Annotated in this window: 18 protein-coding genes; 8 read left to right on the forward strand and 10 right to left on the reverse strand. The window is 33.3% G+C overall.

The genetic code is table 11. From position 1 onward, the window contains the following. Nucleotides 1-67 precede the first annotated feature (67 nt). From HNP35_RS07105 to HNP35_RS07115, 3 genes are read left to right on the forward strand one after another with little or no spacing between them, the layout of a single operon-like run. Nucleotides 68-1,453: an MATE family efflux transporter gene (locus HNP35_RS07105; protein ID WP_184159830.1), complete on the forward strand. Its 1,386-nt coding sequence runs from the start codon at nucleotides 68-70 to the stop codon at nucleotides 1,451-1,453. A gap of 52 nt (nucleotides 1,454-1,505) precedes the next feature. Further along, nucleotides 1,506-1,733, forward strand: a complete 228-nt coding sequence (locus tag HNP35_RS07110; RefSeq protein WP_012026986.1) for a hypothetical protein — start codon at nucleotides 1,506-1,508, stop codon at nucleotides 1,731-1,733. Nucleotides 1,734-1,792: 59 nt separating this feature from the next. Beyond that, nucleotides 1,793-3,724 carry an LTA synthase family protein gene (locus tag HNP35_RS07115; protein WP_184159832.1) on the forward strand — a complete coding sequence of 644 codons (1,932 nt, stop codon included), beginning with the start codon at nucleotides 1,793-1,795 and terminating at the stop codon, nucleotides 3,722-3,724. 138 nt (nucleotides 3,725-3,862) lie between these two features. On the opposite strand, the gene meaB is transcribed toward HNP35_RS07115, so the two are convergent. The 3 genes from meaB to HNP35_RS07130 form a co-directional block, all read right to left on the reverse strand. Further along, nucleotides 3,863-4,960 (reverse strand): methylmalonyl Co-A mutase-associated GTPase MeaB, encoded by a 1,098-nt coding sequence (gene meaB, locus HNP35_RS07120; protein WP_184159834.1) that lies wholly within the window; start codon nucleotides 4,958-4,960, stop codon nucleotides 3,863-3,865. A gap of 342 nt (nucleotides 4,961-5,302) precedes the next feature. Next, a complete protein-coding gene (locus HNP35_RS07125; protein WP_184159836.1) occupies nucleotides 5,303-5,944 on the reverse strand; it encodes an NAD(P)-dependent oxidoreductase in 642 nt (213 codons plus the stop codon). 57 nt (nucleotides 5,945-6,001) lie between these two features. After that, nucleotides 6,002-6,409, reverse strand: a complete 408-nt coding sequence (locus HNP35_RS07130) for an RrF2 family transcriptional regulator (protein WP_184159838.1) — start codon at nucleotides 6,407-6,409, stop codon at nucleotides 6,002-6,004. Between the two features lie 293 nt (nucleotides 6,410-6,702). Between HNP35_RS07130 and HNP35_RS07135 the strand changes: the two genes are divergently transcribed. Together HNP35_RS07135 and HNP35_RS07140 are read left to right on the forward strand one after the other, a co-directional pair. Continuing rightward, nucleotides 6,703-7,614 (forward strand): AEC family transporter, encoded by a 912-nt coding sequence (locus tag HNP35_RS07135; RefSeq protein WP_184159840.1) that lies wholly within the window; start codon nucleotides 6,703-6,705, stop codon nucleotides 7,612-7,614. A gap of 111 nt (nucleotides 7,615-7,725) precedes the next feature. After that, nucleotides 7,726-8,364 (forward strand): peroxiredoxin, encoded by a 639-nt coding sequence (locus HNP35_RS07140; RefSeq protein WP_184159842.1) that lies wholly within the window; start codon nucleotides 7,726-7,728, stop codon nucleotides 8,362-8,364. 163 nt (nucleotides 8,365-8,527) lie between these two features. Here the strand turns inward: HNP35_RS07140 and HNP35_RS07145 are convergent, their stop codons facing one another. The 3 genes from HNP35_RS07145 to HNP35_RS07155 all read right to left on the reverse strand — a co-directional run bounded on the left by HNP35_RS07145 (nucleotide 8,528) and on the right by HNP35_RS07155 (nucleotide 13,058). Beyond that, nucleotides 8,528-10,765: a cation:proton antiporter gene (locus HNP35_RS07145; RefSeq protein ID WP_184159844.1), complete on the reverse strand. Its 2,238-nt coding sequence runs from the start codon at nucleotides 10,763-10,765 to the stop codon at nucleotides 8,528-8,530. 178 nt (nucleotides 10,766-10,943) lie between these two features. Then, complete coding sequence (gene purB, locus HNP35_RS07150; RefSeq protein ID WP_184159846.1) at nucleotides 10,944-12,290, reverse strand: adenylosuccinate lyase; 1,347 nt, start codon at nucleotides 12,288-12,290, stop codon at nucleotides 10,944-10,946. Nucleotides 12,291-12,368: 78 nt separating this feature from the next. Then, the gene (locus HNP35_RS07155) at nucleotides 12,369-13,058 is read right to left on the reverse strand and encodes an SIR2 family NAD-dependent protein deacylase (RefSeq protein WP_184159848.1); all 690 of its coding nucleotides are present in this window, start codon (nucleotides 13,056-13,058) and stop codon (nucleotides 12,369-12,371) included. A gap of 94 nt (nucleotides 13,059-13,152) precedes the next feature. On the opposite strand from HNP35_RS07155, the gene HNP35_RS07160 reads away from it, so the two are divergent. Then, a complete protein-coding gene (locus HNP35_RS07160) occupies nucleotides 13,153-13,788 on the forward strand; it encodes a hypothetical protein (protein WP_184159850.1) in 636 nt (211 codons plus the stop codon). After that, nucleotides 13,781-14,446 (forward strand): TrmH family RNA methyltransferase, encoded by a 666-nt coding sequence (locus tag HNP35_RS07165; RefSeq protein ID WP_184159852.1) that lies wholly within the window; start codon nucleotides 13,781-13,783, stop codon nucleotides 14,444-14,446. The genes HNP35_RS07160 and HNP35_RS07165 overlap by 8 nt, the downstream gene beginning before the upstream one ends. A 155-nt stretch (nucleotides 14,447-14,601) precedes the next feature. Here HNP35_RS07165 and secA read toward each other — a convergent pair whose 3' ends face one another. The 4 genes from secA to HNP35_RS07185 all read right to left on the reverse strand — a co-directional run bounded on the left by secA (nucleotide 14,602) and on the right by HNP35_RS07185 (nucleotide 19,815). Beyond that, nucleotides 14,602-17,949, reverse strand: a complete 3,348-nt coding sequence (gene secA / locus HNP35_RS07170) for a preprotein translocase subunit SecA (RefSeq protein WP_184159854.1) — start codon at nucleotides 17,947-17,949, stop codon at nucleotides 14,602-14,604. A gap of 89 nt (nucleotides 17,950-18,038) precedes the next feature. Continuing rightward, nucleotides 18,039-18,260 (reverse strand): DUF2795 domain-containing protein, encoded by a 222-nt coding sequence (locus tag HNP35_RS07175; RefSeq protein ID WP_007138072.1) that lies wholly within the window; start codon nucleotides 18,258-18,260, stop codon nucleotides 18,039-18,041. A gap of 217 nt (nucleotides 18,261-18,477) precedes the next feature. After that, a complete protein-coding gene (locus HNP35_RS07180) occupies nucleotides 18,478-19,047 on the reverse strand; it encodes a cob(I)yrinic acid a,c-diamide adenosyltransferase (protein WP_184159856.1) in 570 nt (189 codons plus the stop codon). A 75-nt stretch (nucleotides 19,048-19,122) separates the two neighbouring features. Then, a complete protein-coding gene (locus HNP35_RS07185) occupies nucleotides 19,123-19,815 on the reverse strand; it encodes an ABC transporter ATP-binding protein (protein WP_184159858.1) in 693 nt (230 codons plus the stop codon). A 283-nt stretch (nucleotides 19,816-20,098) separates the two neighbouring features. Here HNP35_RS07185 and HNP35_RS07190 point away from each other — a divergent pair, with 283 nt between their 5' ends. Next, the gene (locus HNP35_RS07190; RefSeq protein WP_184159860.1) at nucleotides 20,099-20,758 is read left to right on the forward strand and encodes a DUF6565 domain-containing protein; all 660 of its coding nucleotides are present in this window, start codon (nucleotides 20,099-20,101) and stop codon (nucleotides 20,756-20,758) included. The last annotated feature ends 12 nt before the right edge of the window (nucleotides 20,759-20,770 follow it).

Genomic DNA, 20,770 nt, shown 5'->3' on the forward strand with positions numbered 1-20,770 from the left:
TATAATTTTATTAATAGGATAGAATTCGAAGCTTCTGATTATCTTTGCCGACTAAAATCGAGTAGAAGTGAATTTAAAGCAGTACACCAAAGAGTTTTCGTATAATTTGAGACTAGCATATCCTGTTATTTTGGGAATGGTTGGGCATACTTTAATTGGTATAGTCGATAACATTATGGTGGGAAAAATCGGAAGTACAGAATTGGCTGCAGTTTCATTAGGAAACAGCATGATTTTTATCGCGATGTCTCTCGGAATTGGTTTCTCGACTGCTATAACACCAATTGTTGCAGAAGGAGATGCAGAAAAAAATGACTCTAAAATTCGTTCTGCGTTTCATCACGGTTTATTTCTATGTACCATTTTAGGATTAGTTTTGTTCAGTATTATTATGTGTGCAAAACCAATAATGGAATTATTAAAACAGCCTGAAGACGTTATTATTTTGGCAAAACCATATTTAGGTTGGGTTGCTTTTTCGTTGATTCCGTTAGTAATGTATCAAGGATATAAACAATTTGCAGACGGAATGTCGTTGACTAAATATTCTATGTATGCAATGGTTATGGCAAATGTTTTACACGTCGGAATCAATTATGTTTTGATTTACGGAATCTGGATTTTTCCAAAAATGGGAATTATCGGTGCAGCACTTGGTACCGTAATTTCGAGAATATTTTTGGTGATGTTTATGCATATTATGCTTTCGCGAAGAGAAGATTTAAAACGTTTCTTTAAAGGTTTCAGTTTTAATGAAATTAAAAAAGCAACAATAAAGAAGATTATCAGCATAGGTTTTCCATCGGCAATGCAAATGTTGTTTGAAGTGGTTTTGTTTACGGCTTCAATCTGGCTTTGCGGAAATATCGGAAAAACAAGTCAGGCAGCAAACCAAATTGCATTGAGTTTAGCTTCACTTACTTTTATGTTTGCAATGGGATTAAGCGTAACTTCGATGATTCGTGTGAGTAATCAGAGAGGTTTAACAGATTATAAAAAACTGCTTGTTGTGGCAAGATCTATTTTTCTTTTGGCCATTATTTTAGAAGTTTTCTTTGCTTTGGTATTTATTACTTTTCACACTGTTTTGCCGCATATCTTTTTAAATATGGAAAACACAATTCAGCTTACAGATAATACTGAGGTTATTGCAATTGCTTCCAAATTATTATTAATCGCAGCAGTTTTCCAGATTTCCGACGGAATTCAAGTTGTTGTTTTAGGCGCATTGAGAGGATTACAAGATGTAAAAATCCCAATGTATATTACCTTTGTAGCGTATTGGGTAATTGGTTTTCCTATTTCTTATTATTTAGGAGAACATACCGAATTGAAAGCGCAAGGTGTTTGGATCGGACTTTTGGCTGGTTTAACCGCAGCGGCAGTTATGTTATATTTACGTTTTAATTATCTAACTAAGAAATTGATTACAAATTCAGTTTCAAATAACTAATTTTGAAAAAATTTTAGATTCAAAAAATAACCATTAATAAAAAATAATAAATATGGAATTACCTAAATTTTTACTTGGAGACAACACTGATTTTCCAGATGATATTTTTATCATTCACTTAGATTATCCAAGATTTATCATCAATTTGAAAGACGATGAGGTAGAGTTTTTAGAAGAAGCAGAAGATCTTGATGAGGCAGAATTAAATGCAGAAATGGAAGGATTGATCGAGAAAGCTAATGAGTTTTATGACAGAGAAGTGAATCGTTACGAAGAGTAAAGATGCACCTTTTGTGTCTTTACTTTTATTGATTTTTTACGTTCTTATTTTATTTTTCAATGAAAAAATTAAGTTATTTAAAGCCGATTTTCAATTTTATTTTAGTCGGTTTATTGATTACCACTTTAAGTCGTCTTTTTTTATTTTTCCTTTTTAAAGAAAGAGTAGAGCAGACCGAAAATTTCTGGTATATTTTTCCAATCGGTCTTAGAATGGATTTGATATTGCTTTGTTATTTGTCATTTCTGCCTGCTTTATTAATCACTTTTCTTCCAAATAAATGGCTAAAATTTACCAATAAGTTTTTGGTGATTTACAGCTTTTTATTCCTGTTTTTAATTTTATTTGTAGAATTAGCTTCGCCAGACTTTGTTAAACAATACGACACACGTCCAAATAAGATTTTCTTAGATTATCTGATTTATCCAAAAGAAGTTGTCGGAATGCTTCTGAAAAGTTATCAGACTTCTATAATTGTGACTTTCCTAATTTTGGGAATAGTACTTTATTTTGCTTTCAAAAAAGGGAAAAAGTTTTTTTATACAACAAATGCAGATTATAAGTTTAAACTAATCGTTTTTCCGTTAGTAGCTTTTCTGTTGTTTTTTGGAGCACGTTCAAGTTTAACTTCCAAACGTCCAATCAATGCCAGTAATGCTGTTTTCTCAACAGATCAGCTGACAAATACTTTGGGTTTGAATTCGTTTTATACGGTTGCTTTTGCCGCGTATTCTATCAAAAATGAAGGAAACACCAAAATGTACGGTAAAATGGATGAAGCAGAAGCAATCGCCCGTGTAAAAAAATACATGATTGCTGGACCAAATGATTTTACAGATGCTGAGATTCCGTTTTTACATGTACGACAACCAGATTCTGTGATGAAAAAGCCATATAATTTGGTGATTTTTCTACAAGAAAGTTTAGGTGCAGAATATGTTGGAATCTTAGGAGGGAAACCATTAACGCCCGAATTTGATAAATTATCTAAAGAGGGAACTTTATTTACCAATTTGTATTGCACAGGGACAAGAAGTGTTCGCGGAATTGAAGCCGTTGTAACTGGATTTTTACCTTCGCCATCTGAAAGTGTTGTAAGATTAGGAAATTCGCAACAAGGATTTTTCACACTTGCAGATGCCTTAAAACAAAAAGGTTACGACACTAGTTTCATTTACGGCGGAATGGCAAATTTTGATAACATGGCATCATTTTTCAACGGAAATGGATTTCAGGATATTGTAGATCAAACCGATTTCGAATCTGATGGAAATAAATATGCTTTCAAAGGAACTTGGGGATATTCTGATGAAGATTTAGTAACGAAAGCCAATCAATATTTTAAATCAAAAGGAGATAAACCATTTTTCTCTCTGATGTTTTCCACTTCCAATCATGAACCATTTGAATATCCTGCCGGAAGAATCAAACCTTATGATAAAAAACCTGCAACGGTAAACAATGCTATGAAATACGCCGATTTCTCAATTGGAAAATTCTTTGAATTGGCTAAAAAAGAAGCTTATTTTAAAAACACTATTTTCATAGTAATTGCAGATCATAATACCAGAACGTATGGAAAGAATTTAGTTCCAATAAATAAATTCCATATTCCGGCATTTATTATGGGACCTAGAGTTCCAAAAAATGCCGTTTATGATAGATTGGCAAGTCAGATTGATATTCCTCCAACATTGTTAGCTTATTTAGGAATTCCTTTTGAAACACCAATGGTTGGTAGAAATTTAGCGAAATTAGATCCAAAAGTACAGGGAAGAGCTATTATGCAATTTAATGACATCAATGCTTTTAGAGTAGAAAATCAAGTTGTCATTATGCAACCGAATTTGAAACCGCTTCAGTTTGAAGTTAAAAATGATACAACATTAATTCCAGTAAAATTAAATGAAGAATTGGCAAAAGATGCTTTAGCGCATGTAATTACGGCTGGAAATTTATATAAAGAAAGTAAATATAAATTAAGACGCTAAGGTTCTAAGTTGCTAAGATTCTAAGTTTTTATTTAGAGGATTTATATAACATTGTCACATTGAGCGAAGTCGAAATGCATTGCGGTTTCGCTCAATGTGAGAATATCGAGAAAAAACCTTAGAACCTTAGCATCTTAGCTACTTAGTATCTTTTTTAAAATATAATTTTAACAACTCAGAAGCAGCTGCAAAAGGTGAGATTTCATTGTTTTGCACTGCTTTTTTATTTTCTTCTAAAAGAGAAATAATTTCAGATTGATTGTAGAAATTTTGCTTCAATTGTTCGTTGATGGTTTCCATCATCCAGAAATGATTTTGGTCGTTTCTTTTTTCTTGAAAGAAACCTGACTCTTTAGTCAATTCAAAATAGTCAGAAACTGTATTCCAGATTTCAGAAATACCTTCTTTAGTTATAGAACTGCATGTCGTTACTTTTGGTTCCCATTTTGATTTTTTGGGAGGAAATAAATGCAAAGCTCTATTGAAATCTACTTTCGCCTGATTGGCTTTTTTAATATTATCTCCATCCGCTTTATTGATTACGATGGCATCTGCCATTTCCATAATTCCCCGTTTAATGCCCTGAAGTTCATCTCCAGCACCAGAAATTTTTAAAAGTAAAAAGAAATCGACCATACTGTGAACAGCGGTTTCGCTTTGGCCAACACCAACAGTTTCAATAATAATAGTATCAAAACCTGCGGCTTCGCAAAGAATAATAGTTTCTCTAGTTTTACGTGCGACACCGCCTAAAGTTTCCCCAGAAGCACTTGGTCTGATAAATGCATTTTCATCTTTAACCAATTCTTCCATACGAGTTTTATCGCCTAGAATGCTTCCATGCGAAAGAGAACTGCTTGGATCAACGGCCAAAACGGCAACTTTTTTGCCCAACTGAGTAAGATGTTTTCCAAAAACTTCAATAAATGTACTTTTTCCAACACCGGGAACACCCGTAATTCCAATGCGAATTGATTTGTTTGCGTGCGCCAAACAGCCTTGAACTACTTCATTGGCTTTTTCAAAATGATCTGGATTTGTGCTTTCAATTAAAGTAATCGCACGGCTTAGAAAAGTTCTATTGCCGTCTAAAATTCCGTTAATTAATTCTTCTGAAGTGGGTTGTTGCCTGCGTTTGTTTTTAATTTGATTAATAGCCGAAATATTGGTGATTTCGGGAGATGAAATCCCAGGTTTCTCAGAGATGTTTCCAGCTTGTTTATTCAAATTTGACAAAATACATTATTTAGAAATGTAAAAGTACTGAAAACAAAAACAGTTTCAAAAAGTTAGTTAGCCACGAATCCCACGAATTCTCACGAATTTGTTATCAATTTTTTGTCATCCTGAGCGAAGTCGAAGGGCACGCAAGTAGCTCGACAAAGCTTGTTTAATGAAAAGAAACCCGACAGGTTTCAAAAACCTGTCGGGTTTGAATATTATTATGGAATTACTTTGTGAGTCCTTCGACTTCGCTCAGGATGACATCTAGAACTTATAAAAATAATTCGTGAAAATTAGTGTAATTAGTGGCAAAAAAACTTAGAATCTTACCCTCTTAGAAACTTAGTATCTTTTTTAATATCCCGCTGTAAATCTAACTTGATGATGTTTTGGAGTTTCCACTTCATCAGCAATAACAACCGCTAAATCTTCTACAGATAAAATACTTCTTTGCTCATCATTGAAAACCGGATTATCTAAACCTAAACGGTATTTTCCAGTTCTTCCTGTTTTAGTGCCTGCGTGCATTTCAAAAGCCGGACTAAAAAATGCCCAATCTAAATCTTTTTCTTCTTTAATGATATCTAAATAATGTCTTGCAGCATTTGCACCGTCGAATATTTCTTTTGGAAAATCTGGAGTGTCAATTGCTTGTAAACCTGGAGCAACAAATAAACTTCCTGCACCACCGATAGTGATAAATCTTTTAACGCCAGATTTTTTTACTGCCTCTTGAATAGCTTTAGAACCTTTCATTGAGTCCTCATAAATGTTTGGATTTGACCATCCTGGATTAAAAGCGTTTACTACAACATCATGTCCTTTTAAAATTTCTGCCAATGCGTCTGCATTATAAACATCTGCAGCAACCCAAGTAGCATTTGCAGTATCTTTTGGAGTTCTTGCTATAGCAGTGATTTCATGTTTTCTGTCTGAGAATTCGTTTACAAGTGCGGAACCAACAAATCCTGTTGCTCCAATAATAGCGATTTTCATAATATATAAATTTATTTAGTAATAAAAAATGTTACAGTTTTGATTAAAAAAATAGTTTTAAAATTGATTCGAAAAGTCTTCCAAAGAAATATTCTGCAATTGAGCACCTACTTTTTCGTTCATTTCGCTGTATAAAGCTTCCAGATTCTGATTGATTTTTTTTCCAACAGGACAATCAGGATTTGGCTGATTTTTAGCAAAACCTAAACCAATGGTTTCAAAAGTCATTTCAAATATTTCTTTTAATGTCAATTCGGAAGCATTTACGGCCAATTTTGTTCCGCCATTTTTTCCTTCTTTACTCTCTACAACATGATGTGCTTTTAAATTGGCAATTTCTTTCCTAACCAGAACAGGATTTAAATTCATACTTCCTGCAATAAATTCCGACGATAAATAATCGTTAGGAAACTTATGCAGTAGCGTAAGAATGTGAATCGTAATGGCAAATTTACCTGAAATCATACTGTAATAAAATATGTTACAAATTTACATTTTTTTGTTACACAAAATACTAATTTAACTATTTTTTTTGAAATTAGTAAAAAGTGATTAGTGAAAAGTGACTAGTAACTAGTTGTTTTTGAGATGTGAAAAGCCAATTCAAGTTTTGAAGTTGATTTGAAAAGTTCCTTGTTAATTGTTATAGGTTTAACAAAAGAAAAGCAGTAGTTACTATTTACTAAAAGAGCTAATTACTAATTACTTTTTACTAATCACTAAACTATAAATACTTATTTTTGTGATGAACTATAGATATGAACAATTTTCTTCTAATATTTTTATTCCTTGCACTCGGTTTAGTTTTACAACGAGTAAAGCAATTTCCGACTCATATTTACAAGACATTAAATAAAATTGTTATTTATTTCTGTCTTCCGGCAATTACACTTTATCATATTCCTAAAATAAAATGGAGCAACGAATTGCTGTTTCCAATAGGAGCGGGCTGGATTACTTATATCTTGGCTTTTTTATTTTTTCATTTTTTAGGAAGGAAAAAGGGCTGGTCGAATAAATTGATTGGCTGTCTGATTCTAACCGCAGGATTAAGTAACAGTTCATTTTTAGGTTATCCGATTATTGAAGCTTTGTTTGGAAAAAAAGGTTTAGAAACGGCAGTTTTAGTAGATCAGCCGGGGACTTTTGTGGTGGTTTCTACACTTGGCGTTTTTACAGCGGCTTTTTATTCTAAAGGAAGTCCAAACTTTTTAGGGATATTTAAAAAGATTATTACATTTCCGCCATTTCTGATGTTTGTTTTGGCTTGTATTTTCAATGTTATGAATTACGATTTAAATGAAAATATTCAAAATGTATTATTAAAGATAGGAAGTTTAGTTACGCCACTAGCATTACTTTCAGTTGGTTTGCAATTGACTTTTGATCGAAAAAGCCAGCACTGGAAATTCTTAAGGCTGGGACTTTTCTTTAAACTGCTATTAGTTCCGTTTGTAATTTTTGTACTGTATGTTTTTATTTTCAATCAGCGTTCGGAGGCTATTAAAATTACTTTAATGGAAACTGCAATGGCTCCAATGATCACGGGTGCAATTCTAGCTTCTACTTACGGATTGAAGCCAAAATTAAGCAGTATGATGATTGGTTTTGGAATTCCGATTTCTTTCTTAACTCTTGCTATTTGGTACTTTATCCTGAGTTTTATTTAATTCAAAATACTAATTAGATAGATAAAGTAGAATTTTAACTTTTTTTTACCTTTTGAATGTTTTCTACATGTATTTTTTAGTTAATTTTAGAGGAACTAAAAAAGATAAATTATGTCAACATTAAGATTAGGCGATATAGCACCAGATTTCAGCGCACAAACCACGCAGGGACCAATCAATTTTCACGAATGGTTAGGAGATTCTTGGGGTGTTTTATTTTCGCATCCAGCAGATTTTACTCCTGTTTGTACAACTGAATTGGGAACTGTAGCGAATTATGTTCCTGAATTTACCAAAAGAAATACAAAAGTTATTGCTCTGAGTGTAGATGGTTTAGATTCGCACAAAGAATGGATTAAAGACATTAATGAAACTCAAAATACAGAAGTTAATTTCCCAATTATTGCAGATGAAGATAAAAAGGTAGCGAATTTATATGATATGCTTCATCCAAATGCAAGTGATAAATTTACAGTACGTTCTGTTTTTGTTATCGGACCTGATAAAAAAATCAAATTGACTTTAACTTATCCAGCTTCAACAGGAAGAAATTTTGATGAATTGCTTCGCGTTATTGATAGTTTGCAATTAACGGCAAATTACAGTGTAGCAACTCCTGCAAACTGGAAAGATGGAGAAGATGTAGTAATCGCGCCTGCAATTCCAGACAGTGATATTCCTGCAAAATTCCCAAAAGGACATACACCAATAAAACCTTATTTACGTTTGACTCCGCAGCCGAATAAATAATTTTTAAGGTTCTAAGGGACTAAGGAACTTAGATTCTAAGGTTTTTAAATATAAAAGCGCTAAGATTTCAATTGTTGAAATTTTAGCGCTTTATTTTTTTTGCAAAATTTTAAAGGTGTTGAAGGAAAATCTTAGTGCCTTAGCAACTTAGTTCCTCAGAACCTTATTTAACCGCCAACAAAGCTGTCATTCTTTTTTTATCTCCCACAACCCACAGAATATCGTTTTTTTCTAAAATCAAGCTAGATTCTGGATTTAGAATACGATTTCCGTTTCGTTCGATACCGACAACCATTCCGTCTGTTTTGGCTCTAAATTGACCTATGCTTTTTTGAATAAATTCTTCTTGCGAAACTTCTAGCTGGCGAAGTACAATGTCAGTTTCTTCAACTTTTCCGCGGGCTTCTGTTTCATTTTGGTTTAGGTATTTTGTGAATTCAACAATTTGAGCATCTGTACCAATTACACAGATTTCATCTCCAGGAAATAAGCGTTCGTTTTTGGTCGGAATCGGAATCGTAACTTCTCCGCGTTTGATATAAGCGATATTTATACCTAATTGCTCACGAATTTTAAGTTCTTGTAATGTTTGTCCAACCAAATTAGATTCTTTTTTTATTTCGAAAAAAGACATGTGTCCATCCCAAGGCATTAAGTTGGCATATCTTCTGTCGATTTTTTTATTCTCGCGATCGTTAAGATTTTTTAGAAAGTGATTTTCGATTTTATGATATTGCTCATTTAATTTTTTAGGGAAAATTTGATACGCTCCAATTGCAATAATCAAGGCTATAAAAGCGACTAAAGGAGAGAAGAAAATATTCAATAAAAAACCAACAAAGAACAATCCGAGACTCATTCTTATTAAAATCAACATCAATAAGGCACCACGATATTTACGTTCTTCCCACAAAATTTCTACTTCGTCTACTTTGACACGTCTTAGAGAAAGCGCCCATAAAAATGGAGCAATAACTACCAAAGTTAATAAAGCGGCCAAAGTATTTCCGAATCTCGTATCGGCCACTAAAGGCGCAACAAATTTAGAAGACAATAAAATAATGGCTGTAATAATTATAGTGTGAAGAATAATCTGCGTTATTGAAGAACGAAGTACAATTTGCCATGTGCTTACAGATTTAATTGCTTGTGCATTGACACTATAACGATTAATGTTTTTAACCCATCTTTTTGGCATTTTTGATTCTAAATACAAGGCAAATGTTTCAGAATATTTAATTAAGAAAGGTGTTGTAAATGTGGTAATGGCAGAAACGGCTACGATTATTGGATACAAAAAATCGCTTGTTACTTTTAATGTCATACCAAGAGTTGCAATAATAAAAGAGAATTCCCCAATTTGTGCCAAACTCATTCCGGTCTGAATAGATTGTTTTAAAGGTTGTCCAGAGAGCAAAGCACCAAAAGAAGAGCTAAGTGCTTTTCCGAAAATGGTAATTAAGGTTATCAAAGCAACTGGAAGCGCATAAGAAATCAACGTTCCAGGATTAATTAACATTCCTACCGATACGAAGAAAACCGCTCCAAATAAGTCTTTTACAGGTTGAATTAAATGTTCAATTTTTTCTGCCATTGTCGTTTCGGCAATAATAGAACCCATTATAAAAGCTCCCAATGCTGGAGAAAATCCAACATTCGCTGCAAAAATAACCATCATTAAACATAATGCTAATGATAATATGAGAAGCATTTCATCAGTTAAAAGGTGTTTTGCTTTTTTAAAGATTGTTGGAATGATAAAGATTCCTCCCAAAAACCAAATAATTAAAAAGAAAACTAATTTTAATACAGATTGCAGTAATTCAGTTCCAGAAACCTGATCACTTACAGCGATAGTAGATAATAAAACGAGCATTAAAATGGCAACGATATCTTCAACAATTAAAGCTCCAAATACAATTCCGACGAATTTTTTTCCTTTAACTCCTAATTCGTCAAAAGCCCTAATGATAATTGTTGTTGAAGAAATTGAAAGTGTTGCTCCTAGAAAAATACTATCCATTTTTCCCCAGCCCATCCATTGTCCAACGCAAAATCCCACTAATATCATAAATAGAATCTGGGTTATGGCGGTAACAGAAGAGGTTCCTCCAACTTTCATTAGTTTCTTAAAGCTGAATTCGAGTCCTAAACTAAAAAGCAAAAATATAACCCCAATTTCGGCCCAGACTTCGACACTTTTCATGTCGGTAATCGAAGGGAAAAAATCAAAATGGTTTCCGGCTAAAAATCCTGCGATTAAGTAACCTAAAACCAAAGGTTGTTTTAGTTTTTTAAACAATAGAACGGCAATTCCAGCAGTCATTAGGATTAAACCCAAATCACTAATTAAAGGTTGTAGATGGTGTGTACTTTCGGCTGCGGCATTTAATGCAATCATATAAAAACGTGGTATTTTTTCAGGAGTAAATCCAGTCTTTCATTTGAAATGAAATTCGCAGAACTTAGGAAAAAACTATAAAGTTGCACGAAGTAATCTGGGCTAATAACTCCAAATTAAATAAAAAAAGCTATCTCGATAAAGATAGCTTTTTTTGGGAAAATATTTTAGTTTTTTTCTAAATTCCTGTGTAATTACTAGGAGTTATAGCCAATAATTCTGCACGAACAGCATCAGAAACTTCTAATGTTGCAATGAAATTATGAATCGCATTTTTGTCAATTGCTTCGTTCGTTCTTGTTAAACCTTTTAAAGCTTCATAAGGATTTGGATATGCTTCACGACGTAAAATTGTCTGAATTGCCTCAGCCACAACTGCCCAGTTTTTTTCTAAATCTTCAGCAAATTTACTTTCATTTAAAAGCAATTTGTTCAAACCTTTTAAAGTTGCTTCAAAAGCAATAATGGTATGTCCAAACGGAACTCCAACATTACGTAAAACAGTACTGTCTGTTAAGTCACGCTGTAATCTCGAGATTGGTAATTTTGCAGAAAGGTGCTCAAAAATAGCATTGGCAATTCCTAAGTTTCCTTCAGAATTTTCAAAATCAATTGGATTTACTTTGTGTGGCATTGCAGAAGATCCAATTTCTCCCGCTTTGATTTTTTGTTTGAAGTAATCCATCGAAACATATGTCCAGATGTCGCGATCTAAATCAATAATAATCGTGTTGATTCTTTTTAAAGCATCAAAGAAAGCAGCAAAATGATCGTAGTGCTCAATTTGTGTTGTTGGGAATGAATGTTTTAAACCAAGATCAGTTTCAACAAATTTATTTCCGAATTGTTTCCAATCAATTTGTGGGTAAGCTACGTGATGTGCATTGAAATTTCCAGTAGCGCCACCAAATTTAGCAGCAAACGGAATATTGAATAATAAACGCATTTGCTCCTCTAAACGCTCAACGAATACCAAAATCTCTTTTCCTAAACGAGTAGGTGAAGCTGGTTGTCCGTGTGTGCGCGCTAACATTGGAATGTCTTTCCATTCAATACATAATTCTTTTAATTTAGCAATTACTGCGATTAAAGTTGGCATATAAACCTCTTCAAACGCTTCTTTTGTAGAAAGCGGAATAGCAGTATTGTTAATGTCTTGAGATGTTAATCCGAAGTGAATGAACTCTTTGTATTGAGATAAACCTAATTTTTCAAAAGCATCTTTTATGAAATATTCAACCGCTTTTACGTCGTGGTTGGTTACTTTTTCTGTTTCTTTAATCCAAAGAGCATCTTCAGTTGAGAAATTTTTGTAGATGTTTCTCAAGCTTTCAAATAAACTAGAATCAATACCTTGTAATTGTGGCAATGGAATTTGGCATAACGCAATGAAGTATTCCACTTCAACCAAAACGCGGTATTTAATTAATGCTTCTTCAGAGAAAAATGGTGCTAAATTTTGGGTTTTATTTCTATATCTTCCATCAATTGGCGATATAGCATTCAATTCGTTTAGAGTAGTCATTGTTATGTTGTTTTTCGAAAGGTGCAAATATAAACAGAATTTAGCGATTACAGGTAATTAAAACGTTCATTTGTGCATTCAAAATGAATTTAATCGCGTTCTTAAATCGGCAACACCTTCAGAAGCAAATTTAGCAATCGTTTCTACTTTATTTCGAATGTTCGGAATTGAGATTGGTTTTGGATCAATATAAAAAACCGGTGTTGTGCTTGGAGTATACGAAATTAAACCTGCTGCGGGATAAACTTGAAGTGAAGTTCCGATTACAGCAAAATAATCGGCTGTTTCTGTAATGTCAATTGCTTCTTCAAGCGCTGGAACTTCTTCGCCAAACCAAACAATATGAGGTCTGAGCTGATGTCCGTTTGAATCAAAATCTCCAGTAAATAAATCTTCAGTCCAATCTAAAATTAGATTTTTATCCCGAACGCTTCTAACTTTTAACAATTCTCCATGCAAATGCAAAACTTTAGTACTTCCGGCGCGTTCGTGCAAATCGTCTACATTTTGAGTAATAATATGAACATCAAAATCTTTTTCTAATTCTGCTAAAATAATATGGCCAAGATTTGGTTTTACTTCTTTTAACTGTTGACGTCTTTTGTTGTAAAAGTCTAGAACTAATTCTTGATTTTTGTGCCAGCCTTCTGGAGTCGCAACTTCCATTACATCATGACCTTCCCATAAACCATCGCTGTCGCGAAAAGTTTTGATGCCACTTTCTGCACTAATTCCTGCTCCTGTTAAGACTACAAGTTTCTTTTTCATTTTTATGAATGATTGGTTGATTCTCATTCAAAGATAAGGAAATGAGAAATTTTTCAAATGAAATAGTTATTTTCGCAAACTAAATTTAATTGATTTGAAAACGGAACTGAGATTAAAGATTAAAAGAAGTTTTCTAGATAATTACAAAAGAGAATTACATCTGCATCCTGATTTTATTAAATTCGAAGATAAAGATTTGGTAAATGATGGGTTTACTTCTTTTAAAACCAATGAAATAAAAGAATTTTGTTATGGTGTAACTTTGTATCAGTATCGTCTTGTTTTTGGAAGAGAATATCAAGTTTGGATAAAAAATTTTGATGACGAAATTTTAAAAATAAAATTTACAAGTTATTTTGGAATTAAAAAACTTAAAGTCCACGAGCTTTATTCTGAAATAATAACTTCAGTTTGGGATTTGTATTTTAAAGAAAAAACGATAGCATTTATTGAAGATTTTAAACAAGGCAAATCTTTCTTTATCGGAGAAGCCGAGATTAATCCAGAAGGAATAATTATTACAGTATCGAAACTTCTTAAACAAGAAAAAAAACTAATTGCATGGAATGATGTAGGAATTAGAAAGTATGCCACTTATTTTTCTGTTTATTCAAAAGAAAATCCATTAGATTTTAACCGTGGTTATTCCTATCAAAAAGACTGGAATACATTTGTTTTATATAACGTAGTTAATACTATTATTGCCAATAAAAATATTAAAAATGATTGATTTAGATTACCTCGCATTCTTAGAAAACATATTAACTGAAAATAGAAAAGCTAATTTTCTAAAAGTATTAGAGAACAGAACAAAACATTTTACAGTTGCGGTTGAAGATGTTTATCAGATGCATAATACAAGTGCTGTAATGAGAAGCTGTGAAGTTTTTGGTATTCAAGAATTGAATGTAATTGAACAACGTTTCGGAAAAAGAATAGACAAAGAAATTGCGTTAGGCGCACAAAAATGGGTTGACATTAATAGATTTGATTCGGTTTCAGGCTGTCTTTCTGATTTAAGAAATAAAGGTTATCAGATTATTGCGACAACACCGCATGAAAAAGATTGTATGTTGGAAGATTTCGATATTACAAAACCAAGTGCATTGTTTTTCGGAACAGAAAAAGAAGGTTTGTCTCAAGAAATTATGGATAATGCTGATGGTTTTCTAAAAATACCAATGGTTGGTTTTACCGAAAGTTTAAATATTTCTGTTTCGGCAGCAATCATAATTCAAAGCTTAACAAACAGATTGAGAAGATCTGATATTGACTGGAAATTAAGTGAGGAAGAAATTTTAGCAAAACGCTTAGATTGGGCTAAAAATTCAATAAGAGATATAAAACGTATTGAAGAAAGATATTATCAGGATAATCCAAAGAGTTAGTTTTCAGTCGCAGTTTAAAGTCTCAGTGTTGGCATTTTAAATTAGAAATTTAGATAAAAAAAAGACCGATAGTTTAACTATCGGTCTTTTTTTATGGATTTAAAAACATCAGTTGGTAAACTTTGACTGTAAACTGCAACTGAATACTTAAAAAATTATTCATTAACCAAAACCCAAGTTCCAGCTGCTAGTAAACTTTCAGCTTTTTTGTATTTCATGGTTTCAGTTTTACCAGTTGCAACTTCTTGAACTGTAACAGTGTCATTTCTGTTGATTTTTGGCATATCTCTAACGATAGTTTCTGTAACCTGACGTTGCTGAGTTTCTCCGGCCTCACGGTTGATGCTTTCGCTGTTTGGAATTTCGTCTTTACTTAATTGTAAATTTTCTTTAGGACGAGAAATTTCTCTTGCTTCGTGAATCTCAGGTGTTTCTTGAGCAGGTAAATCACCTTTAAATAAGAATGAAATAACTTCTTTATTAACGTTATCTAACATTCCTCTAAACAAGTTGAAAGCTTCTAATTTGTAAATAAGCAATGGATCTTTTTGCTCGTGAACAGCCAATTGAACAGATTGTTTCAATTCGTCCATTTTACGTAAGTGTTTTTTCCAAGCTTCATCAACAATAGAAAGTGTGATGTTTTTCTCGAAATCAGCAATTAACTGAGCACCTTCGCTTTCGTAAGCTTTTTTCAAGTCAGTTACCACATTCAAAGTTTTAATTCCGTCTGTAAATGGAACTACGATTCTTTCGAAATGATTGTTTGGCTCTTCAAAAACTCCTTTGATAATTGGGAAAGCTTCTCTTGCACTTCTTTCTGTTTTTTCTGTATAGAAAGCCAAAGCTTCTTTGTATACTTTTCCAGTAACTTCGATATCAGATAATTTTGCGAAATCTGCTTCAGAGATTGGAGAAGTGATTCCGAAATAACGAATTAAATCAAATTCGTATCCTTTGAAATCGTTTGTCACTTTATTGTTGCTTACGATTAGTTCGCAAGTATCATAAAGCATATTAGCAATATCCAGTTTCAAACGCTCTCCGAATAATGCGTGACGACGACGTTTGTAAACTACTTCACGTTGAGAGTTCATAACGTCATCATATTCTAATAAACGTTTACGAACACCAAAGTTGTTTTCTTCTACTTTTTTCTGAGCACGTTCGATAGATTTAGTCATCATAGAATGCTGAATAACTTCACCTTCTTTAAGTCCCATTCTGTCCATTACTTTTGCTACTCTTTCAGAACCGAATAAACGCATTAAGTTATCTTCAAGAGAAACGTAGAATTGAGAACTTCCTGGGTCTCCTTGACGACCAGAACGACCACGTAACTGTCTGTCTACACGACGAGAATCATGACGCTCTGTACCCACGATTGCTAAACCTCCCGCAGCTTTTACTTCTGGAGATAATTTGATATCGGTACCACGACCAGCCATATTTGTTGCAATAGTTACAACTCCAGCTTTACCAGCTTCTTCAACGATTTGTGCTTCTTGCTTGTGCATTTTAGCATTCAATACGTTGTGTGTGATTCCTCTCATTTTAAGCATACGGCTTAATAATTCTGAAATCTCTACAGAAGTTGTTCCAATCAACACTGGTCTTCCTGCTTGTGATAATTCAGTAACGTCTTCAATAACGGCGTTGAATTTCTCACGTGTTGTTTTGTAGATATAATCTTCTTTGTCAATTCTTGCAATTCCACGGTTTGTTGGAATTTCAACAACATCTAATTTATAGATTTGCCATAACTCACCAGCCTCTGTAACAGCAGTACCCGTCATACCAGCTAATTTACTGTACATTCTGAAATAATTCTGTAATGTTACAGTTGCAAAAGTTTGAGTTGCAGCTTCGATTTTTACATTTTCTTTTGCTTCAATCGCCTGGTGTAAACCGTCTGAGTAACGACGTCCATCCATGATACGACCTGTTTGCTCATCGACAATCATAATTTTGTTGTCCATGATAACGTATTCTACATCTTTTTCGAAAAGAGCATACGCTTTTAAAAGCTGAGTCAAAGTGTGAATACGCTCGCTTTTTACTCCAAAATCTTGGAATAATCTTTCTTTAGCTTCTGCTTCAGCATCTTTGTCTAGTTTTTGTTTTTCAATCGCAGCGATTTCTGTTCCAATGTCTGGTAAAACGAAGAAATCTGCATCTGTATCTCCAGAAAGGTATTTGATACCATTGTCTGTCAATTCAACTTGATTGTTTTTTTCTTCAATCACAAAATACAAAGCTTCGTCAACTTTATGCATTTCGCGGTTGTTATCTTGCATGTATTGATTTTCAGTTTTTTGAAGCAATTGTTTAATTCCTTCTTCACTCAAAAATTTAATTAATGCTTTATTTTTAGGTAAAGATCTGTAAGCTCTTAATAATAAGAAACCTCCGTCTTTAGTATTTCCTTCTTTAATTAATTTTTTAGCTTCAGCTAAGAAACCATTTGCTAACTGACGTTGTTGTGCAACTAAGTTTTCAATTTTTGGTTTCAATTCGTTGAATTCGTGACGATCTCCTTGAGGAACTGGTCCAGAAATGATAAGTGGAGTTCTAGCATCATCAATTAATACAGAATCCACCTCGTCGACAATTGCAAAATTGTGTTTTCTCTGAACTAAATCGCTAGGCGAGTGCGCCATATTATCTCTTAAATAGTCAAAACCAAACTCGTTGTTAGTTCCGTAAGTGATGTCCGCGTCGTATGCTTTCTTTCTTTGTTCTGTACTTGGTTGGTGATTATCGATACAATCAACAGATAAACCGTGGAATTCAAATAAAGGAGCTTTCCAAGTACTATCACGTTTTGCTAAGTAGTCATTCACTGTTACTAAGTGAACTCCGTTTCCTGTCAATGCGTTTAAATAAAGTGGAAGAGTAGCAACTAAAGTTTTACCTTCTCCCGTTTGCATTTCGGCAACTTTACCTTCGTGCAATACCATACCACCAATCAACTGAACGTCGTAGTGGATCATATCCCAAGTAATGTCTTTTCCAGCAGCATTCCATTTGTTAGCCCAAATAGATTTTTCTCCATCAATTGTAATATATGGTTTAGTTGCTGAGAATTCACGGTCTTTTGCAGTTGCTGTAACTTCAACATGTGAATTTTCTTTGAAACGACGAGCCGTTTCTTTAACTACAGAAAACGCTTCTGGAAGAATTTCCAATAAAGTTTTTTCTGAAATTTCGTAAGCTTCTTTTTCAAGAGTATCTATAGCATCATAAATATCTTCTCTTTTATCGATGTCTTCGATGTTTTCTACTTCCGCTTTAAGCGAAGCAATTTTAGCATCTTTGTCAGCTCTAGCTTCTTTAATTCTGTCTTTAAAATACACAGTTCGCCCTCTTAATTCATCATTAGTAAGATTCATTAAGGGAGCTTCGAATGCTTTAATTTTAGTTAAGTAAGGTTGTAAAGCTTTGACATCTTTTTGTGATTTATCACCTACAAAGACTTTAATAATACTATTTATGAAACTCATGATTTATTGTATTTCTTTATTATTTAATATGTATTTGAACCAAAAAAAAAGTCTCTGTGATGAGAGACTTTTTCATTTGGTTTATTTTTTTAATATTCATCCTCATTCCAAAGATAATCTTCGTCTGTTGGATAATCAGGCCAAATTTCTTCCATTGATTCATATATCTCGCCTTCATCTTCGATTGATTGAAGGTTTTCAACCACTTCTAATGGAGCACCTGCTCTAATGGCGTAGTCAATAAGTTCATCTTTGTTAGCAGGCCATGGCGCATCACTTAAATAAGATGCTAATTCTAATGTCCAATACATCTGTTATCTGTTTAGTTTGTGCAAAAATAAATTTTTTACTGAAAAAGACAAGTAAATTTTGATTTATTTTAATAAAATTTAAGAACGTCCTTATTAGTGGTCAGTTTTCAGTGGCAGTTTGCAGTACAAAAACTGATGTTTACTACTAAATTACTGTGTTTTTAAGTATCCAGTTTTTGTGATAGTTTGCAGTCTGAAAACTGAAAACCGTAACTGTTTACTTACGCGGTATCCATTTCACTTCTTCCGCTTTTAAGTCTGACGACAACTTCCGTGCCAAGACAAAAAGATAGTCAGAAAGTCGGTTTAAGTACATAATTGCGATTTCAGGAACGTGTTCGTTATGGCTTAAATGAACCGCTAAACGCTCCGCTCTACGGCAGATACAGCGCGCAATATGACAATGTGACACGGTAGGATGACCGCCTGGCAAAACAAAATGAGTCATAGGTGGAAGGCTTTCTTCCATTTTATCTATTTCGTTTTCTAATAATTCAATATCAGAAACTATAATTCCGAGATTTTCTAAACGAAGTTTCCCGTTTTTTAGAACTTCTTTTTCTTGTGGAGTTGCCAAAATGGCACCAACGGTAAATAGACGATCCTGAATTTCTATTAAAATGGTTTTGTAATGAGAATCGATATCTTGATCGCGAATTAATCCAATATAAGAATTTAATTCGTCAACAGTTCCGTAACTGTCAATTCTGATGTGGTCTTTTGGTACTCGGGTTCCTCCAAAAAGAGCTGTTGTACCTTTGTCGCCGGTTTTGGTATATACTTTCATTTTTTTTAAGATGCTAAGGTTCTAAGGTGCTGAGATGCTAAGTTTTTCCTTTGCTATGATTAACCAATTAAACGATTAAACAGATTTTCTCGTATCGCTTTCTATCAATCCATCTCTTAAACGAATAACTCTATGTGCATAAGCAGCAATATCTTCTTCGTGAGTAACTAGAATAACCGTGTTTCCTTGCGCGTGAATATCTCCGAAAAGTTTCATGATTTCTACAGAAGTTTTACTGTCTAAGTTTCCTGTTGGCTCATCGGCTAAAATAATCGAAGGTTTATTTACTAAAGCTCTTGCGACTGCAACACGTTGACGCTGACCTCCAGAAAGCTGATTTGGCTGGTGATCCATTCTGTCTGCAAGATTTACTTGTTTTAGAACTTCTGTCGCTCGCGCAATTCGATCAGTTTTTCCGTAACCTGCATATATCATAGGAAGAGCAACATTATCCAAAGCAGTTGTTCTTGGCAATAAATTAAAAGTCTGAAAAACGAAACCAATTTCTTTATTTCTGATTTCGGCCAATTCATCGTCTTTCATTTGGCTGACATCTTTTCCGTTCAGAACGTAATGCCCCGAAGTTGGAGTGTCTAAACAACCTAAAAGATTCATAAGAGTAGATTTTCCGGATCCCGAAGGTCCCATTAAAGCTACATATTCACCTTTGTTTATTTCTAAATTAATTCCTTTTAAAACATATACGATTTCATTTCCTAAAACAAAATTTCGTTTGATGTCGGTTATTTTAATTAATGGTTCGGCCATTTTGCTTTACAATTTTGGATTTAAAAGTACAAAAACACTTTTGAATAAAAATGATAAGTAGCCGATTATTGATTTTTGTTACAAAAACAATTAGTGCGTCTATTTACATAAAAAGATGTTTTTTAAAACCGTTATAATATTTGAAGTGAATTTTATGTAATTATCATTATTTGCTGTTTTTTATAATTTTAATACGTTTTTATCGATTAAAACGTGGTAATAATGTAATTTTTGACATTATGATTTAAGTAACTTTGGTATTATTAATTAAACAATCAAGATTATGAAAAATATCAAAATAGCTACAGGAATTGCATTATTAGCGTTAAGCTTTACATCGTGTAAAGATGAAAAACAAGAAAAAGCACAGAAAACAATCGACTCTTATGTAACCTACGTCGATTCGGTAAAAAATGTAAAAGCCGATGATTTGAAAGAAAACTGGCAAGCTGTAGAAGCTGAATATGATAAAAGATCTGCAGAGGCAAATTTAGCTTTGGCTGATATTAAAGACAATGCTGCTCAAACAGAAAAAATAAATGCAAGCAAAGCGAAATACGAAGATTTTAAAAGCGAAATGGCCACCCTTTTAGCCCCACCTGCTCCAAGTCCTAAACAACAATTGAGAAATGCTTTGTTTGGTGAAGGAAAAATTGGAGACGATATGAGTTTTGCTTGGGTAAACGCACAAAATATTCACAGTGTGTACCAACAATTCGTTCATACAGTTGAGAATAATAAAGATAAATATTCTAGAGAAGACTGGGATGAAATTAAAGTATTATATGAAGCATTAGACAGCAGAAAAAATACGGTTGAAAAAGAAGGTTTAACTTCTGAAGACAACAGAAAAATTGCTGGTCTGAAAATTAAATTTGCGCCTATGTACACTGTAAATAGAATGGGAGCAAAAGCAGAAGAGAATAAAGAAGCTAAAAAATAAGCTTTAAAATTT

Origin of the sequence: Flavobacterium notoginsengisoli (genome assembly GCF_014207905.1) — a bacterium.
In the GTDB taxonomy this organism is placed as follows: Bacteria; Bacteroidota; Bacteroidia; order Flavobacteriales; family Flavobacteriaceae; genus Flavobacterium; species Flavobacterium notoginsengisoli_A.

What these genes read in the sequence shown, in the direction of transcription:
- HNP35_RS07110 (WP_012026986.1), top strand. Translation starts at nt 1,506, where the DNA reads ATGGAATTACCTAAATTTTTACTTGGAGACAACACTGATTTTCCAGAT.
- HNP35_RS07115 (WP_184159832.1), top strand. Translation starts at nt 1,793, where the DNA reads ATGAAAAAATTAAGTTATTTAAAGCCGATTTTCAATTTTATTTTAGTC.
- HNP35_RS07125 (WP_184159836.1), bottom strand. Translation starts at nt 5,944, where the DNA reads ATGAAAATCGCTATTATTGGAGCAACAGGATTTGTTGGTTCCGCACTT.
- HNP35_RS07130 (WP_184159838.1), bottom strand. Translation starts at nt 6,409, where the DNA reads ATGATTTCAGGTAAATTTGCCATTACGATTCACATTCTTACGCTACTG.
- HNP35_RS07135 (WP_184159840.1), top strand. Translation starts at nt 6,703, where the DNA reads ATGAACAATTTTCTTCTAATATTTTTATTCCTTGCACTCGGTTTAGTT.
- HNP35_RS07140 (WP_184159842.1), top strand. Translation starts at nt 7,726, where the DNA reads ATGTCAACATTAAGATTAGGCGATATAGCACCAGATTTCAGCGCACAA.
- HNP35_RS07145 (WP_184159844.1), bottom strand. Translation starts at nt 10,765, where the DNA reads ATGATTGCATTAAATGCCGCAGCCGAAAGTACACACCATCTACAACCT.
- purB (WP_184159846.1), bottom strand. Translation starts at nt 12,290, where the DNA reads ATGACTACTCTAAACGAATTGAATGCTATATCGCCAATTGATGGAAGA.
- HNP35_RS07155 (WP_184159848.1), bottom strand. Translation starts at nt 13,058, where the DNA reads ATGAAAAAGAAACTTGTAGTCTTAACAGGAGCAGGAATTAGTGCAGAA.
- HNP35_RS07165 (WP_184159852.1), top strand. Translation starts at nt 13,781, where the DNA reads ATGATTGATTTAGATTACCTCGCATTCTTAGAAAACATATTAACTGAA.
- secA (WP_184159854.1), bottom strand. Translation starts at nt 17,949, where the DNA reads ATGAGTTTCATAAATAGTATTATTAAAGTCTTTGTAGGTGATAAATCA.
- HNP35_RS07175 (WP_007138072.1), bottom strand. Translation starts at nt 18,260, where the DNA reads ATGTATTGGACATTAGAATTAGCATCTTATTTAAGTGATGCGCCATGG.
- HNP35_RS07180 (WP_184159856.1), bottom strand. Translation starts at nt 19,047, where the DNA reads ATGAAAGTATATACCAAAACCGGCGACAAAGGTACAACAGCTCTTTTT.
- HNP35_RS07185 (WP_184159858.1), bottom strand. Translation starts at nt 19,815, where the DNA reads ATGGCCGAACCATTAATTAAAATAACCGACATCAAACGAAATTTTGTT.
- HNP35_RS07190 (WP_184159860.1), top strand. Translation starts at nt 20,099, where the DNA reads ATGAAAAATATCAAAATAGCTACAGGAATTGCATTATTAGCGTTAAGC.